This window comes from Amycolatopsis sp. QT-25, from assembly GCF_029369745.1.
In the GTDB taxonomy this organism is placed as follows: Bacteria; Actinomycetota; Actinomycetes; order Mycobacteriales; family Pseudonocardiaceae; genus Amycolatopsis.
Map to the genome: position 1 here is coordinate 7,547,886 of NZ_CP120210.1, position 15,086 is coordinate 7,562,971.

At 67.7% G+C, this 15,086-nt stretch carries 16 protein-coding genes; 5 read left to right on the forward strand and 11 right to left on the reverse strand.

Going from position 1 to position 15,086, the window contains the following annotated elements; genetic code table 11:
- Positions 1-7: 7 nt before the first annotated feature.
- Positions 8-601, forward strand: coding sequence for a hypothetical protein (locus tag P3102_RS35500; RefSeq protein ID WP_276365029.1), 594 nt, complete (start codon positions 8-10; stop codon positions 599-601).
- Here P3102_RS35500 and P3102_RS35505 read toward each other — a convergent pair.
- Entirely contained in the window at positions 598-963 is a 366-nt protein-coding gene (locus tag P3102_RS35505; RefSeq protein ID WP_276365030.1) for a hypothetical protein, read from the reverse strand. The two genes, P3102_RS35500 and P3102_RS35505, sit on opposite strands and share 4 nt — an antisense overlap.
- A gap of 243 nt (positions 964-1,206) precedes the next feature.
- Between P3102_RS35505 and leuA the strand changes: the two genes are divergently transcribed.
- Positions 1,207-2,964 carry a 2-isopropylmalate synthase gene (gene leuA / locus P3102_RS35510; RefSeq protein ID WP_276365031.1) on the forward strand — a complete coding sequence of 586 codons (1,758 nt, stop codon included), beginning with the start codon at positions 1,207-1,209 and terminating at the stop codon, positions 2,962-2,964.
- A gap of 90 nt (positions 2,965-3,054) precedes the next feature.
- Here the strand turns inward: leuA and P3102_RS35515 are convergent, their stop codons facing one another.
- Complete coding sequence (locus P3102_RS35515) at positions 3,055-3,681, reverse strand: peroxiredoxin-like family protein (protein WP_276365032.1); 627 nt, start codon at positions 3,679-3,681, stop codon at positions 3,055-3,057.
- Positions 3,682-3,739: 58 nt separating this feature from the next.
- Here P3102_RS35515 and P3102_RS35520 point away from each other — a divergent pair, with 58 nt between their 5' ends.
- Positions 3,740-4,345, forward strand: a complete 606-nt coding sequence (locus tag P3102_RS35520) for a TetR/AcrR family transcriptional regulator (protein ID WP_276365033.1) — start codon at positions 3,740-3,742, stop codon at positions 4,343-4,345.
- On the opposite strand, the gene P3102_RS35525 is transcribed toward P3102_RS35520, so the two are convergent.
- A complete protein-coding gene (locus P3102_RS35525) occupies positions 4,281-5,240 on the reverse strand; it encodes a LysR family transcriptional regulator (RefSeq protein ID WP_276365034.1) in 960 nt (319 codons plus the stop codon). The two genes, P3102_RS35520 and P3102_RS35525, sit on opposite strands and share 65 nt — an antisense overlap.
- A gap of 87 nt (positions 5,241-5,327) precedes the next feature.
- Between P3102_RS35525 and P3102_RS35530 the strand changes: the two genes are divergently transcribed.
- Positions 5,328-6,251, forward strand: a complete 924-nt coding sequence (locus P3102_RS35530) for an EamA family transporter (protein ID WP_276365035.1) — start codon at positions 5,328-5,330, stop codon at positions 6,249-6,251.
- Here the strand turns inward: P3102_RS35530 and erm are convergent.
- Both erm and P3102_RS35540 read right to left on the reverse strand, forming a co-directional pair.
- The gene (gene erm, locus P3102_RS35535) at positions 6,154-6,900 is read right to left on the reverse strand and encodes a 23S ribosomal RNA methyltransferase Erm (RefSeq protein ID WP_276365036.1); all 747 of its coding nucleotides are present in this window, start codon (positions 6,898-6,900) and stop codon (positions 6,154-6,156) included. The genes P3102_RS35530 and erm overlap by 98 nt on opposite strands.
- Before the next feature lie 181 nt (positions 6,901-7,081).
- Entirely contained in the window at positions 7,082-7,477 is a 396-nt protein-coding gene (locus tag P3102_RS35540; protein ID WP_276365037.1) for an SDR family NAD(P)-dependent oxidoreductase, read from the reverse strand.
- Positions 7,478-7,564: 87 nt separating this feature from the next.
- Between P3102_RS35540 and P3102_RS35545 the strand changes: the two genes are divergently transcribed.
- Positions 7,565-8,128, forward strand: coding sequence for a CGNR zinc finger domain-containing protein (locus P3102_RS35545; RefSeq protein WP_276365038.1), 564 nt, complete (start codon positions 7,565-7,567; stop codon positions 8,126-8,128).
- On the opposite strand, the gene P3102_RS35550 is transcribed toward P3102_RS35545, so the two are convergent.
- The 6 genes from P3102_RS35550 to P3102_RS35575 all read right to left on the reverse strand — a co-directional run bounded on the left by P3102_RS35550 (position 8,121) and on the right by P3102_RS35575 (position 14,625).
- Positions 8,121-8,762 carry an SDR family oxidoreductase gene (locus P3102_RS35550; RefSeq protein ID WP_276365039.1) on the reverse strand — a complete coding sequence of 214 codons (642 nt, stop codon included), beginning with the start codon at positions 8,760-8,762 and terminating at the stop codon, positions 8,121-8,123. The genes P3102_RS35545 and P3102_RS35550 overlap by 8 nt on opposite strands.
- Before the next feature lie 183 nt (positions 8,763-8,945).
- On the reverse strand, positions 8,946-10,064 hold the full coding sequence (locus tag P3102_RS35555; RefSeq protein WP_276365040.1) for an oligopeptide/dipeptide ABC transporter ATP-binding protein: 1,119 nt from the start codon (positions 10,062-10,064) through the stop codon (positions 8,946-8,948).
- Positions 10,061-11,056: an ABC transporter ATP-binding protein gene (locus P3102_RS35560; RefSeq protein ID WP_276365041.1), complete on the reverse strand. Its 996-nt coding sequence runs from the start codon at positions 11,054-11,056 to the stop codon at positions 10,061-10,063. The genes P3102_RS35555 and P3102_RS35560 overlap by 4 nt, the downstream gene beginning before the upstream one ends.
- Positions 11,057-11,063: 7 nt before the next feature.
- A complete protein-coding gene (locus P3102_RS35565) occupies positions 11,064-11,999 on the reverse strand; it encodes an ABC transporter permease (RefSeq protein WP_276365042.1) in 936 nt (311 codons plus the stop codon).
- Positions 11,996-12,997: an ABC transporter permease gene (locus P3102_RS35570; RefSeq protein WP_276365043.1), complete on the reverse strand. Its 1,002-nt coding sequence runs from the start codon at positions 12,995-12,997 to the stop codon at positions 11,996-11,998. The genes P3102_RS35565 and P3102_RS35570 overlap by 4 nt, the downstream gene beginning before the upstream one ends.
- An 86-nt stretch (positions 12,998-13,083) precedes the next feature.
- Positions 13,084-14,625: an ABC transporter substrate-binding protein gene (locus P3102_RS35575; protein WP_276365044.1), complete on the reverse strand. Its 1,542-nt coding sequence runs from the start codon at positions 14,623-14,625 to the stop codon at positions 13,084-13,086.
- Positions 14,626-15,086: the final 461 nt, after the last annotated feature.

Sequence of the window (15,086 nt, forward strand, 5' to 3'; positions counted from 1 at the left end):
TGGGGACATGGGGGCTTTACGCAGTCTCGTCCGCAACGAATCACGCACGATGGCGGGCCTCTGGCTCTATCTGAGAGGTCGTAAGGACGGCGTCGGCGGAGACGCCGTCGCGGTGCCGTACGGCGGAAACGGCAAGCCGATCTTCATCGTCTTGGCCGTGGTGAGCGCCGTCGAAGCTGGCCTGTTCTGGCTGCTCGACTTCGGCCTGATCGTCGACCTGCTCCTGCTCGTCCTGGGCGTGTACTCGGCGCTGCTGATGTTCGGGGTCTACGCCGGCACCGTCGTCCGGCCGCACGTGTTCTCGTCTCGTGAGCTCCGGGTGCGCTACAGCTCGTTCTACGACGTGCGGATCCCGCGGGACAACGTCGTCGGCCTGCGGCAGGTGCAGGAGAGCCACGACCCCGCCAAGACGAAGGCGTTCCGCGACGAAACCTGGGTCAGCCACGACAACTTCTACGAGACGAACCTGGTCGTCGAACTACGCGAACCGATCACGGTGACCCGGCCGCTCGGCGCGACCGAGACCGTCCGCGTCGTGAAGTTCCAGGCTGACGACCCGAAAGCCGCTGTCGAGGCCTACGAGCGGCTCGGCGTCGGCTAGCTCGTGCCGCCGACGCGACGGATGATCTTCGCGAGGATCCCCGTGACGACCATCCAGAAGATCGCGGCGACGCCGTAGTTGATCAGCACGCGGAGCTTGGCGTCTTCGGGCATGAAGAGGTCCTTGAAGCCCAGCAGGAGCCCGTCGGCCCAGCCGCGGACGAACGACACGATGCCGTTGTCGGGATTCGCCTCGCCGATCACGAAGACGACGTGCAGCACCAGGATGGCCGCGAAGATCAACCCGACCCAGCGGACGACGCTCGCCAGTATCCCGGCCGCGCGCCCGCCCCCGGCGCGCCAGTCGATCTTGCGCAGGGTCTTCTGATCAGCGGTTTCCTTCTCTTCAGCGTGCTCGCCCATGCCGGGCAGTGTGGCACGCCTCCTGGTCCGATTGCTACCCGCGAGTAACCCGAATGGGCGCCCCGGTGGTCACGGTTCGATCGCGGCCCGGGTTTCCTTTCGGGAGATCTCGCGGTTAAGGTGACGTCGTGGCTCGAGCTCTCCTGCTTCGCTGCCGCGACGGGGCCTGATCGGACCGGCTCCCCGTCGCGGGGCTTCGTGGTGCCGGTCGTCGCACCCGATTCTTCAGGAGAACCTCCGCTCATGAGCATCCGCAAGCCCACGCGCCCGGCCCCTTCCGAACAGGCCGCGTGGAACACCCAGCGCGGCACTTCCATGCCCGTACACCGCTATCGCCCTTGGTACGACGTGGTCGAGGACATCTCGCTGCCCGACCGCACCTGGCCGGACAAGCGCATCGACACCGCGCCGCTGTGGTGCGCGGTCGACCTGCGTGACGGCAACCAGGCCCTGATCGACCCGATGTCGCCCGCGCGCAAACGCAAGTTCTTCGACCTGCTGGTCCGCATGGGCTACAAGGAGATCGAGGTCGGCTTCCCGGCGGCGTCGCAGACGGACTTCGACTTCGTCCGCGAGATCATCGAAGAAGGCGCCATCCCGGAGGACGTCAGCATCCAGGTGCTGACCCAGTGCCGTCCCGAGCTGATCGAGCGTACGTTCAAGTCGCTCGAAGGGGCGCCGCGCGCGATCGTCCACATCTACAACTCGACGTCGATCCTGCAGCGCCGCGTGGTGTTCCGTGAAGAGCGCATCGGTATCACGAAGATCGCTTCGCAGGCCGCCGAACTGGTCGTCGATTACGCCGCGAAGCAGCCGGACACCGACTTCCGCTTCCAGTACTCGCCGGAGTCCTACACCGGCACCGAGCTGTCGTACGCGCTCGAGGTCTGCAACACCATCACGGAGATCTGGCAGCCCACGCCGGAGAAACCGGTCATCCTGAACCTGCCCGCCACCGTCGAGATGGCGTCGCCGAACGTCTACGCCGACTCGATCGAGTGGATGCACCGCAGCCTGGAGCGCCGCGATTCGGTGATCCTGTCGCTGCACCCGCACAACGACCGCGGCACCGGCATCGCCGCCGCCGAACTGGGTTTCCAGGCGGGTGCGGACCGGATCGAAGGCTGCCTGTTCGGCAACGGCGAGCGCACCGGCAACGTCGACCTGGTCGCGCTGGGCATGAACCTGTACAGCCAGGGGGTCGACCCGCAGATCGACTTCTCCGACATGGACGAGATCAAGCGGACCGTCGAATACTGCAACCAGCTGCCGGTGCACGAACGCAGCCCTTGGGCGGGCGACCTGGTGTTCACCGCCTTCTCCGGCAGCCACCAGGACGCGATCAACAAGGGCCTGGACGCGATGAAGGCCGCCGCCGACAAGGCGGGGACGCCGGTCGACGAGCACCCGTGGGAGGTCCCGTACCTGCCGATCGACCCGAAGGACATCGGCCGCAACTACGAGGCCGTCATCCGGGTGAATTCGCAGTCCGGCAAGGGCGGCGTCGCCTACATCATGAAGGCCGAGCACCAGCTCGACCTGCCCCGGCGCCTGCAGATCGAGTTCTCCAAGGTCGTCCAGCGTCACACCGACACCGAGGGCGGCGAGGTCGACCCGGCCACGATGTGGAACGCGTTCTCGGCCGAGTACCTGGAGCTGAAGACGCCGCTGGAGCTGGTCCGCCAGCACGTCAGGGACAACGGCGACGGCGAGTACGACATCACCGCCACCGTCCGGGTCGAAGGCGACGAACACGAGGTCACCGGCCGAGGGAACGGCCCGATCGCGGCGTTCTTCGACGCGCTGTCGACGGTCGGGTTCGACCTGCGGCTGCTGGACTACAGCGAGCACACGCTCTCACCGGGCGACGACGCGCGCGCGGCGTCGTACATCGAGTGCGCGATCTCCGACCGGGTCTACTGGGGCATCGGGATCGACCCGTCGATCGTGACCGCCTCCCTGCGGGCCGTCGTCTCGGCCGTGAACCGGGCGAACCGCTAGCTTCTTCGCCCTCGTCGCGACACGACGCCTCGAGTACATGAAGGCCCCCTTCCTTGCGCCCAGGTACAGGAAGGGGGCCTTCATGTACTTCTAAAGCGCCTTCACGGCGGCCAGGATGTCGGCCGGGGCGGTACGGGTGGTGTAGTCCGGGTGCACGTCGATGTAGCGGATGACGCCTTCGCCGTCCACGACCAGGACGGTCGGGTACGGCAGTTCCCAGTCCGCCGCGCCGTTGATCTTCTCGACGTCGCCGATGAGCGTGTCGAAGGCCGGCTTCGTCTCCGGCGCCAGGCGAAACGTGATGCCGAGCGCGCGCCCCAGTCTGTTGTCCACATCGGACAGTACGGCGAACTCGAGATCCTTGGTGGACAGTGAGTCGTCCGGAAGCTGCGGGCTGACCGCGACCAGCTTCACGCCCAGATTCTCCAGCTCCGGCACCAGTTCCCGCTGATACGCGCGCAAGGCCAGGTTGCAGTACGGACACCACGCGCCGCGATAGAACACGACGACCGCGGGCCCGTCCGCGACCCGGACCTGATCGCCGCCGGCGTCCGGCAGCATGAGATCCGGCATGGCCGCTCCCGGCTTCGCGGCCGCTTCGACGACCATCCCGACGAAGGTTTCGCGGTCGGCCTTGAGTACTTCGGCCATCTCCGCCGGAACGTGGCTCGTGACCGAGCCGCGCAGCTCGGCCAACTCGGTGTCGAGATCCCCCATAATCGGCTCCCTAGGTTGTACTGATCGGTACAGTGCAGCCGACTGTACTATTCGGTACATGAGTGGTCAACCGGCGAAGACCCCGCGAGGGCGGCTGACGCGGGACGCGATCGTCGACGCGGCCGCCGAACTGATGTACGTCAACGGCGTGGCCGGAACGAGCGTCGACAAGGTGCTCGCGGCCAGCGGCGCCGGGAAATCGCAGATGTACCACTACTTCAAGAACAAGGACGAACTCGTCGAGGCGGTCATCGCCCGCTTTCTCGAGAAGATCCTCGGCAACCAGCCGACCATCTTCGAGCTGGAAGACTGGGCCGATTTCGACCAGTGGGCGAGTGAGATCCTGGCCGTCCAGACCACGCCCCAGGGGCCGATAGCCTGCCCGCTCGGCAACCTGACCGGCGAACTCGGTGACGACCCCAAGATGGCGCCACTGCTCGACAAGGCCTACCGGGAGTGGGAATCACATCTCGAACGCGGACTGAAAACCCTGCGAGAAAGGGGAAAACTCGCCGACGACGCCGACCCTGGCAGGCTCGCGCAGGCGGCGATGGCCTGCGTCCAGGGCGGCCTGCTGATGGCCAACGTCCGGCACGACATCACGCCGATCGCCGACGCGCTCGAGATCGCGCTGGAGCACCTGAAGAGGCACGCTCGCCCGTGAGCACCGCGACCTCTTCGGCGAGCGCGTCGAGCACCTTCGCCACCGCCGGCCGCGAAGACGCACCGAGCCGGTAGACCGCCTCCACGTGCCGCGCCGCCTTGATCCCGGCGAGCGGACGGCAGACGAGCCCGCTGCCGCGTCGAGTGTCCATCGTGTACCGAGGCAGCAGCGCGATCCCGTGCCCGGCGGCGACGAGCCGTTCGGTGATGCGGAAATCGTTGATGCGCTGGACGACCTGCGGGCGCACCCCGGTGCGGATGATCAGCGACTGGAGGATGTCGTCGACCGGGAACCCGGCGTTGACGCTGATCCAGCGTTCGTCGGCCAGTTCGGCGAGCTCGATGCGGCGGCGTTTCGCGAGCCGATGCCCCGCCGGGAGCGCGACGTCGAGCGGTTCACGCAGCAGATGCCGGGTCTCCAGCCGGTCCGAGCCCAGTGACGGCGCGTGCTCGTCCCGGTGCGCCACCACGATGTCGTAGTCCGCGACGAGCGCGGGAACGTCCGGCGGCGTTATGTCGATGTCGCGCACGATGATGTCCAGTCCGTCGAACTCCGCCGTCCGACGCAGCAGTCCGGGCAGCAGCATCAGCCCGGCCGATTGGAAGATCGCCACCCGGACGCGGCCGCGCGGAGCACTGCGGTAAGTGTCCAATTCGGACTCCGCCCGCTCGAGGGCGGCGAGCACGTCGTCCGCGCGGGCGACCAGCGCACGGCCCGCGTCGGTCAGCCGCAGCCCTCTGCCGGCGGGTTCCGTGAGCGCGAGACCGACGTCGCCCTGCAAGGCGCGCAGTTGCTGGGAAACCGCGGACGGGGTGCAGTGCAACGCCTTCGCGGCGGCCGTCACGCTGCCGCGGTCGGCGAACTCCCGCAGGGTCCGCAACCGGCCGATGTCCATGCCGCCAGCATATGTGAAGCCGAACTGAACGGTCGCTGCAAGTATTCTCGCTGGTCCTAAAGGGTCTGCCCACGTAAGAGTGAGGACATGCCCGCCCGTGATCGCCTGCTCGCCCTGCTCGTCGCCGTCCTCTGGGGCTGCAACTTCCTCGCCATCCACGCCACCCTCGGCCAGTTCCCGCCCGTCTTCGCCGGCGGGCTGCGCTTCGCGGTCATCGCGATCCCGACCATCCTGTTCGTGCCGTGGCCGAAGGTGAAGATCCGCCACCTGCTCGGCTACGGGCTCGGCTTCGGCACCGGGCAGTTCGTGTTCCTCTTCATCGCGATGGACACCGGCATGCCGACCGGTCTCGCGTCGCTGGTGCTGCAGGCTTCGGCCCCGTTCACCGTCCTGCTCGGCGCCGTCTTCCTGCGGGAACGGGTGTCCGGACGGCAGCTCGCCGGGATCCTGCTCGCCGTCGCCGGGATGGCGACGATCGCCTGGCAGCAGGCCGGGAACGCCGCCCTGCTGCCGGTGATCCTGACCCTGCTCGGCGCGCTGAGCTGGGCGTTCGGCAACCTGAGCACCCGGCAGGCGGCACCGGACAACCCGCTGAACTTCGTCCTCTGGATGTCGGTGGTGCCGCCGCTGCCGATGTTCGCGCTGTCGCTGGTCATGGAGGGCCCCGCCGAGATCGGGCACTCGCTGAGCACACTCGGCACCCCGACCGGACTGCTCGGCCTCGGCGGGCTCGCCTACGTGGTGCTGTTCGGCACGATCGTCGGCGCCGGGATCTGGACGTCGCTGATGCGCCGCAATCCGGCGGGTGTGGTCGCGCCGTTCTCCCTGCTGGTGCCGGTGGTCGGGTTGTCGATGGCGTTCCTGGTGCTGGACGAGCGGCCGTCGCCGCTGGAGATCGTCGCGGCGGCCGTGGTCATCGGCGGGGTCCTGTTCGGTTCGACGAAGCGCCGCGTGCGCGAGGCGGACTTCCTCGCCGAAGCCGAAACACCTCAGCCCACTGGAGTGCGGTGAGGTTCTTGGGCAGGACCCCCGGTGCGATCTCCCGCCCGCGACCGGTGAACACCCGTCGTACGAAGTCCTGATAGCGCTCACGATCCGCGTCGTCGACGAGCGGGCGCTCGCGGCGGATCATGGTGAGCAGACCGCCGTCGACACCGGGCTTCGGGCGGAACGCCGTGGCGGGTACCCGGCCTGCCAGCCGGAAGTCGAACCACGGCCACCACTGCGCGGTCATCATGGTCGCGCCACCGACCCCGGCCCGGCGGCGCGCCACCTCCCACTGCACGAGCAGCACGGCGTCCGTCCAGGCGGGAGCGGCGAGGACGTGGCGCAACGTCGCGGTCGTCAGGTGGAACGGCAGATTGCCGACCAGTACGCAGGGCGTCTCCGGCAGGGGGAACCGCAGGAAGTCCGCGGTGACGATCCGCGTCGGCGGCCGGACGACGCCTGCCAGCCGGGCAGCGCGGCGGTCGTCGATTTCGACGCCGGTCAGTGGCCTGCCGAGCCGTTCCAGGGGCAGGGTCAGAGCGCCGTCGCCCGTGCCGAATTCGATGATCGGCCCGCTGGTTCCGGCGACGAGCCGCACGACGGTCTCGATGGTGTTCCGGTCGATGAGGAAGTTCTGGCCGAGTTCATGACGGCCAGGGCGTGGTGTGCGCAAGGGATCTCCGCGGCTTCGAGGGGAGCCGGGCAGCACGAGGCCGGCCCGGCGACGACTCGCTCGGGCGGCGGTTCCTTGCTGGACGCTGGGGATCCGCCGCTAGGCGCGGCGGGTCCGGGTGAACGCGGGAGCACACATGGCGGTGAAGCTACCTCGGGCCGGCGTACTCCCGCGAACGGTTTTACGCGGCGATCCGGCTCGTGCCGAGGTGCTCGACCGGTCCGGACGACGCGGGCCTTGACCCGGCGCGCGACGTCGTCGGCGAGCACTTCGGTCTCGCCCTTTCGAGCCCGTCGACGACTTGCCGCGCGACGTCGCGCGGGTCGTTCTTCGGGACGTCGAGTCCCTGGGTCGGGTCGGTGTCGGTGTAGCCGAGGTGGACGCCGACGACGTGGGTGCCCCGCTGGGCGAACTCGATCCGGAGCGAGTTGGTGAGCGACCAAAAGGCCGCCTTCGACGCGCCGTAGGCACCCGAGCCCGCCGCCCACGACAGGACGGAATGCACGTTGACCAGCGCCTTGCCCAGACCGCGCTGCCCACCGGTGGCCAGGACGACGGCGCCTTCGATGGCGGTCACGACTTGCTCCTTTGACAGAAGTGTCTGACTTTTGCCTCTGTGGTCAGGATGAGGACGCGGCGTGACAGAGTCAAGTACGCTTGATCTATGTCATGGACCGCGACCGACCGTTACCGGTTACGCACCGCCCCTTCGGGGCTGGCGCTCGTTCAGGACTTTCTCAACACGAAGGCGATCAAGACGCACGGCCTCGACCTGCTCAGCGACGCCGACCTGGCGCGGCCCTGGGCAGCCGAAGCGCTGGCGGAGTGGTCGCGGACCCGGGACGCCGACGTGCCCGAGATCATGGTGGGTCCGAGCGATCTTCGCTCGCTTCGAGAGCTTCGGGAGTCGTTCGTTTCACTCCTGGACGGCGACGACGTGGCCGTCGAGAAGCCGATCAAGGCGGATCTGGCCCTCCGGGACGGCGTCGTCCGGCTGTTCCCGTCCGGCACCGGACGGCAGTGGCTCACTTCGGCGCTGTGGACGGAGACGCTGCTCGCGCAGCAGGCCGGGATCTGGTCACGGCTGAAACTGTGCCGTCTCGACGGCTGCCGTTCGGCCTTCTATGACGTCTCGCGCAACAACAGCGGGGTCTGGCACGACGTACGGACCTGCGGGAACGTCGCGAATCTGCGGGCGGCGCGGGAGCGGAAGAAGGCGCTCAGCTGAAGGAGGCCAGCGCCGACGGGATGGGGATCTCCCCGCCGATGACGTCGAACCCCTGCTTCTCGGTGAGCGGCTCTTCCAGCGTGGCGACCAGAACAGCGGCGACGTCCGCGCGGGAGACGCGGCCGGGTTCGAGATGACCGGCGACCTTGACGTGCCCGGTGGGATGGTCGTCGGTGAGCGTGCCGGGCCGGACGATCGTCCAGTTCAGGCTCGAACGGCGGAGGACACTGTCTGAGATCTGCTTCGCCATCAGGATCGACCGCACCAGCCGATCGCCCTGATCCGGCGCGTCCGCGAACTGCGCGGAAAGCTGCACGAACCGCGAGACACCCGCCTTCTCGGCCGCGCGGATCGCGGTGATCACGCCGTCGCGGTCGACGAGATCGACCGAGGCCTGATCCGGATCGGGCGCGCCGATCGCGCTGATCACCACCTCGGAGCCGGCGAGCGCCTCGACGAGGTCGTCCGCGTCGGCGGTGACGTCCGCGACCACGGTTTCGGCGCCGAGACCGGCGACCTCCTCCGCGCGGCGACGGCTGCGCAGCCCCGCTCGCACCTGATGTCCCCGCCCCCGCAGGAGCCGGACCACGTGGATCCCCGTCCGCCCCGACGCACCCAGCACTGTGACCCGCATGACACCGAGTCTGCCCGAAGGCGGCGGCCCGTGCCCGCCCACGCAACCAGTCGCCTACTTGCGGCGGCCGGGATAGCGCGAAAGCCACCTTCGGGGAGTCAGCTGCCCCGAAGGTGGCTTTCGCGATACGGCCACTCCCGACTCTTCCACGCAACCAGTCGCCTACTTGCGGAGGAGATGGCGCTAGAGGATCTCCGCCGCGGAGCCGACGTCCGGCAGGCCGCCGACGTCGGGGTTCAGCTCTCCGGCACCGACGAGTTCCACCTCGACCTCGTGCGGTTTGATCCGCCCGTCGCGGATGTCCTCCGCGTAGTGGCAGGCGACCCGGTGCCCGGCACCGATCTCCCGCAGCTGCGGGCGGTCGGTGTCGCACAGGCTCTGCTGCTTCCACGGGCACCGCGTGTGGAACCGGCAGCCGGACGGCGGACGCGCAGGCGAGGGCAGGTCGCCGGCGAGCAGGATCTGCTCCCGGTTGTCCTCCACGGTCGGGTCCGGCACGGGGATCGCCGAGAGCAGCGCCCGCGTGTACGGGTGCAGCGGGTTCTCGTACAGCGCGTCGGCGTCGGCCTCTTCGACCAGCGAGCCGAGGTACATCACGCCGATGCGGTCGGAGATGTGCCGCACCACCGCGAGGTCGTGCGCGATCACCAGGTAGGTGAGCCCGAGCTTCTCCTGCAGATCCTCCAGGAGGTTGACCACCTGCGCCTGCACCGAGACGTCCAGCGCGGACACCGGTTCGTCGGCGACGATCAGGTCCGGCTCGACCGCGAGCGCCCGCGCGATGCCGATGCGCTGACGCTGCCCGCCCGAGAACTCGTGCGGGTACTTCCGCAGCGAGGACTCCGGAAGACCCACCGCGGCGAGGAGTTCGCGCAGCCGCTTGGCGGTCGCTTCCTTCTCCTTGGCGAGTCCGTGCGCCTTCATGCCTTCGGTCAGGATGGATTCCACCGACTGCCGAGGGTCCAAAGAGGACATCGGGTCCTGGAAGACCATCTGCATCCGGCGGCGCGCCTTGCGCAGGGCCTCGCCCTTGAGCACGGCCACGTCGGTGCCGTCGAAGACGACGTTGCCGTTCGTCAGCTCGGTCAGCCGGAGGATCGCCCTGCCCAAAGTGGACTTCCCGCAGCCGGATTCCCCAACCAGACCGTAGGTTTCCCCCTTGCGGATGGCCAGATCGACACCGTCCACGGCATACACGTATCCGACCGTCCGGTCGACCACGATGCCGCGTTTGATCGGGAAGTGCACCTTCAGGTCGTTGACCTCGAGCAGTACTTCCTGCTCCGGTACCGCGTGTGTCATCGGGCCCCTCCTCGTGCGGCCACGGCCGGGATCACCGGGTTGTGGCAGCGCAGCAGTCCACCGTGATCGGGGGTCAGCTGCGGTGAAACCTCCCGGCACACGCCGAGAGCGTTCGGGCAGCGGGGCGCGAACGCGCAGCCGCCGTCCCACGGGATGTTGTCGGCGACGGAGCCCTTGATGGGGATCAGTTTCTCGCCACGGCCCGCGTCGAGCCGCGGGATCGAGGCGAGCAGGCCGTGCGTGTACGGGTGCCGAGGCTCGGCGAACAGCGCGTGCCGTTCCGCCCGCTCGACGATCTTGCCGCCGTAGAGCACGTTGACCTGGTCGCAGAGTCCGGCGACGACACCGAGGTCGTGCGTGATCATGATCAGCGCGGTCCCGGTGTCCTGCACCAGTTCCCGCAGCAGCGCGAGGATCTGCGCCTGGATCGTCACGTCGAGCGCGGTGGTCGGCTCGTCGGCGATGAGCAGCCGGGGACGGCAGGCGAGCGCGATCGCGATCAGCGCGCGCTGCCGCATCCCGCCGGAAAGCTGGTGCGGGTACTCGGAAAGCCGCCGTGCCGGATCGGGGATGCCGACCTTGTCCAGCAGTTCCGCCGCCTCCACCGACGCCACCTTGCGCGACATCCCGCGATGCCGCTCCAGCACCTCGGTGATCTGCAGGCCGATCGGGATGACCGGGTTCAGCGAGGACAGCGGGTCCTGGAACACCATGCCGAGGTCACGGCCGCGGCGGTCCCGCATTTCCTTGTCCGACAAGCGAAGCAGATCCGTGCCTTCGAACGACACCGAACCGCTGACCTGGTTGCCGCGTTTCGCGAGCAACCGCATGATCGCCAGCGAGGTCACGGACTTGCCGCAACCGGACTCACCGACGAGGCCGACCGTCTGGCCGGGTTCGACGTCGAAACTGACCTCGTCCACCGCGGTGAACGGCTTCTCACCGCGCCGCTGGAAAACGACCTTGAGGTCGCGTACTTCGAGGAGTGCCATCTTCACATCACCGCCTGTTCTTCGGATCGAGGGCTTCCCGCAGGGACTCGCCGAGCAGCGTGAACCCGAGCGCGACGATGATGATCGCGATCGCCGGGTAATACGCCAGCTCGGGGCGGATGTCGAGGAACTGCCGAGCGCTGCGGCTCAGCATGATGCCCCATTCCGCCCGGTTCGGGTCCGGGTCGCCGAGACCGAGGAACGACAGCGCGGCCGCCTCGAGGATGGCGGTGGCCAGGGTCAGCGTGGCCTGCACGATGACCGGGCCGAGCGAGTTGGGCAGCATGTGCCGCAACACGATCGCCCCGCGTTTGACGCCGAGCGACGTCGCCGCGAGCACGTGGTCGCTGTTTCTCTGCGCGAGCATCGAACCGCGCAGCAACCGCGCGAAGATCGGCACGCTGACCATCGAGACCGCGACGATCACCGTCCACTGGCTCGGCTTCTGGAACAGCGCCGCGACCGAGATCGCCAGCAGCAGCGACGGCACCGACAGCATGACGTCGACGAGCCGCATCAGCACGGTGTCGACCCAGCCGCCGAAGGCACCGGCGAGGCCACCGATGAGCATGCCGACCACGACGCCGATGATCGTCGCGAGCACACCGACCAGCAGCGTGTTCTGCGCGCCGACCAGCAGCCGCGAAAGGTAGTCGCGGCCGAAGTCGTCGACACCGAGCGGGAAACCGGGCTGAGCGCCCGGAATGATGCCCTGACCGAGGATGACCTGGCTCTGCAGGTACCGCTCGTAGGGGTCCTTCGGCGCCAGGAGCGGCGCGAAGATCGCCACGAGCAGGAACAGGCCGGTGATCACCGCGCCGGTGATGGCCACCGGGCTCCGCAGCATCCGGCGCAGCGCCTCGCCACCGAGGCTGTGCCCCTTCGCCGACGAAGCCGCGAGCTTGTCGATCGGCTCCTTCTTCTTGTTCAGCAAGGTGTTCATCGGACACGCACCCTCGGGTCGATGAGCCCGTACGAGACGTCGACCAGCATGTTCACCAGCACGTAGACCAGCGCGCCGAACAGCAGCAGCGCTTGCAGACGCGGGTAGTCACGCCGTTCGATGCCTTCGGCGAGCAGGAAGCCGAGGCCACGGAAGTTGAACACCCGCTCGGTCAGCACGGCGCCGCCGAGGAGCGCGCCGGTCTGGAGACCGATGACGGTGACCACGGGCAGCAGGCCGTTGCGGAGCACGTGACGGCGCCGGACGATCGGCTGGGTCAGGCCCTTCGAGTTGGCCGTGCGGATGAAGTCCTCGTTCAGCACGTCCAGCACCGAAGCGCGGGTGATCCGCACGATGACCGCGAGCGGGATCGTGGCCAGCGCGAACGCCGGGAGGATCAAGTGGGTGAGCGCGTCCCAGGCGGCGTCCCATTCCTGGGTGATGATGCCGTCGAGGACCGCGAACCCGGTCACCGTGGTGGCGTCGAGGCCCGCCATCTGACGGCCCTGCGAAGGAAGTCCCAGCGGGGCGGCCAGCAGATCCTGCATCATGTAGCCGAGGAAGAACACCGGCACGGCGACGCCGACCAGGCTGAGCACGATGATGACGTTGTCGACGGCCCCGCCGCGGAAGCGGGCGGACAGGTAGCCGAACGGGATGCCGAGACCCACCGCGATGAGCATCGCGCAGAAGCCGAGCTCGATCGTGGCGGGCAGGAAATTCCCGATCTCCGACATGACCGGCTGGGCGGAGACCAGCGAGTTGCCGAAGTCGCCGGTGATCGCCCGGCCGAGGAACTTGAAGTACTGGACGAAAATCGGATCGTCGAGGCCGAGGAGCTTGTTCAGGTCGGCGATCTTCTCCGGGGTCGCCTTGTCACCCAGGAGGGCGCCGGCGGGGCCACCGGGAAGGGACCGGAGCCAGGCGAAGATCAAAATGGACAGGATCAAGAGCGTCGGTATCGCTTGTAGCAGCCGACGCACGAGAAAACGGAGCACGTGCGTTCCTTTGTTGCCAGCCCGGGAATGGACTTCAGGGGGCGAGCGCGGTAGCGCCCACCCCCTGAGCCACTAGTGGTCGAGGATCAGTTGACCGTGACGGTGTAGAAGCGCTCGTCGGTCAGCGGGCTGGCCACCAGGCCCTTCACCTTCGGGCCCACGACGATCGCCGGGGGGCCGTAGGAGATCGGGATGGCGGGCAGGTAATCCATGATCTGCTTGTTGACTTCCTGGTACGCCTTGGTGTGCGCCTCACCGGCGGGTGCGGCGTCCGCGGCGGCGAGGGCGCTGAACAGCTCGGCGTTGGCGAAACCGAACTCCGCCTTCTCGCGGCCGAAGAACGTGCCGACGAAGTTACCGGCGTCGTTGTAGTCACCGGTCCAGCCGAGCAGGTGCACGTCTTGCTTGCCCGCCTTCTGGACGTCGTCCTTGTAGCCACCGTTCCACGGCTTGGCGATCGGCTCGACCTTGATGCCCATCGCCTTCATGTCCTCGGACAGCGAGGTGAAGATGTCGGCCGGGTTCGGCATGTACGGCCGGGTGACCTCGGTCGGGTAGTAGAACTTGAGGGTCATGCCCTCGGCGCCGGCCTCCTTCAGCAGGTCTTTCGCCTTCTGAAGGTTGTAGTCGTACTTGGTGACGTTCTCGTTGTAGCCGTCGATCGCCTTCGGCACGAACTGCGTCGCGGTTTCGGCGCCCTCGGGGAGCTTCGACTTCACGAACTGCTCACGGTTGAGGCCGTAGGCCAGCGCCTGGCGGACCTTGAGGTCCTTCAGCTTCGGGTTGTTCTTCTGGTTGATGCCCAGGTACAGGATGTTGAACGAGGGGCGGATGAGCACCTGCTCACCGTCGTTGCGCAGCAGGCCGTAGTCCGCGGGCGACGGGTAGTCGTAGCCCTGGATGTCGCCGGCCTTGAGCGCCTGCTTGCGGGCGTTCTCGTCCGGGATGACCTTGAAGACCAGCTTGTCCAGCTTGGCCGTCTGGGTCGGCGAGTCGGTGGCCTTGACCAGCGTGATCTCACCCTTGGCCTGGTCCCAGCTCTCGAACTTGAACGGGCCGGTGCCGGTCGGGTGCTTCAGCGCGTACTCCGGGTAGGAGAACGAGTCACCGCTCTGGGTGACGGCGTCGGCGTTGTACTTCTTCAGCGCGTCCGGGCTCTGCATGGACAGCGACGGAAGGGTGAAGGCCGCCGGGAAGGCGCCCTTGGCCTTGTTCAGGTTCAGGACGGCGGTGGACTCGTCCTTGGCCTGGCAATCCTTGTAGACCGGGTCGCCGGAAGCGTCGCCCTCGTTCTTGGCGAAGCCCTCGAAGACGTCGCCGTAGTAGATCATCTGGCTCTGGGCGGCGGCGCCCTTCATGTTGAACATGCGGTTGAAGTTGAAGCAGACCGCTTCGGCGTTGAACGGGGTGCCGTCGTGGAACTTCACGCCCTTCTTCAGGGTGAAGGTCCAGGTCTTGCCGTCGTTGCTGCCTTCCCACTTCTCCGCCAGGCCCGGCTCGAGGTCCGCGGTCCCCGGCTTGTTCATGATCAGCGTGTCCATCATCTGGCGGATGATGCGGAAGGTCTCACCGTCGTCGTTGAAGAGCGGGTCGAACGTCTTCGGGTTACCGGCGGCCCCGAAGACCATGGTGCCTCCCGAGCCACCCCCTGCGCCTTCTTCACGCTTCGAATCGGCACAGGCGGAAATGGAGACCGCGAGTGCGCCGGCAAGCCCGATCAGGGCCACACGGCGTGCTCGGGTCACCCGCAGTTGCTGCATCTGGCACCCCTTGAGGAGATATTCGGTGTTAGGCACCGTCGGCGTCGATCGGTCGAAACTCGAACTTCGCGGACGATCGGTGTGCCCGCCGACACTAGCGGGAACTCGGCCCGCACTTAAGCACGCGAGGTTACGATCGCGCTACACGACGGCCAATACGACCGCAAAGTGTCCGCAATTCTGGACGGAGTGTAATCAATTCCGGACCACTAACGCGCAGAGTGCCGGGTCACTGACTCAACTGGGTGCTTACCGCTACGTCCAATGGGTCACTGACGAAACAGGACATCCGTGGGTATCGGGTCGCGGTTCGTGAGTGGTACGGCTGT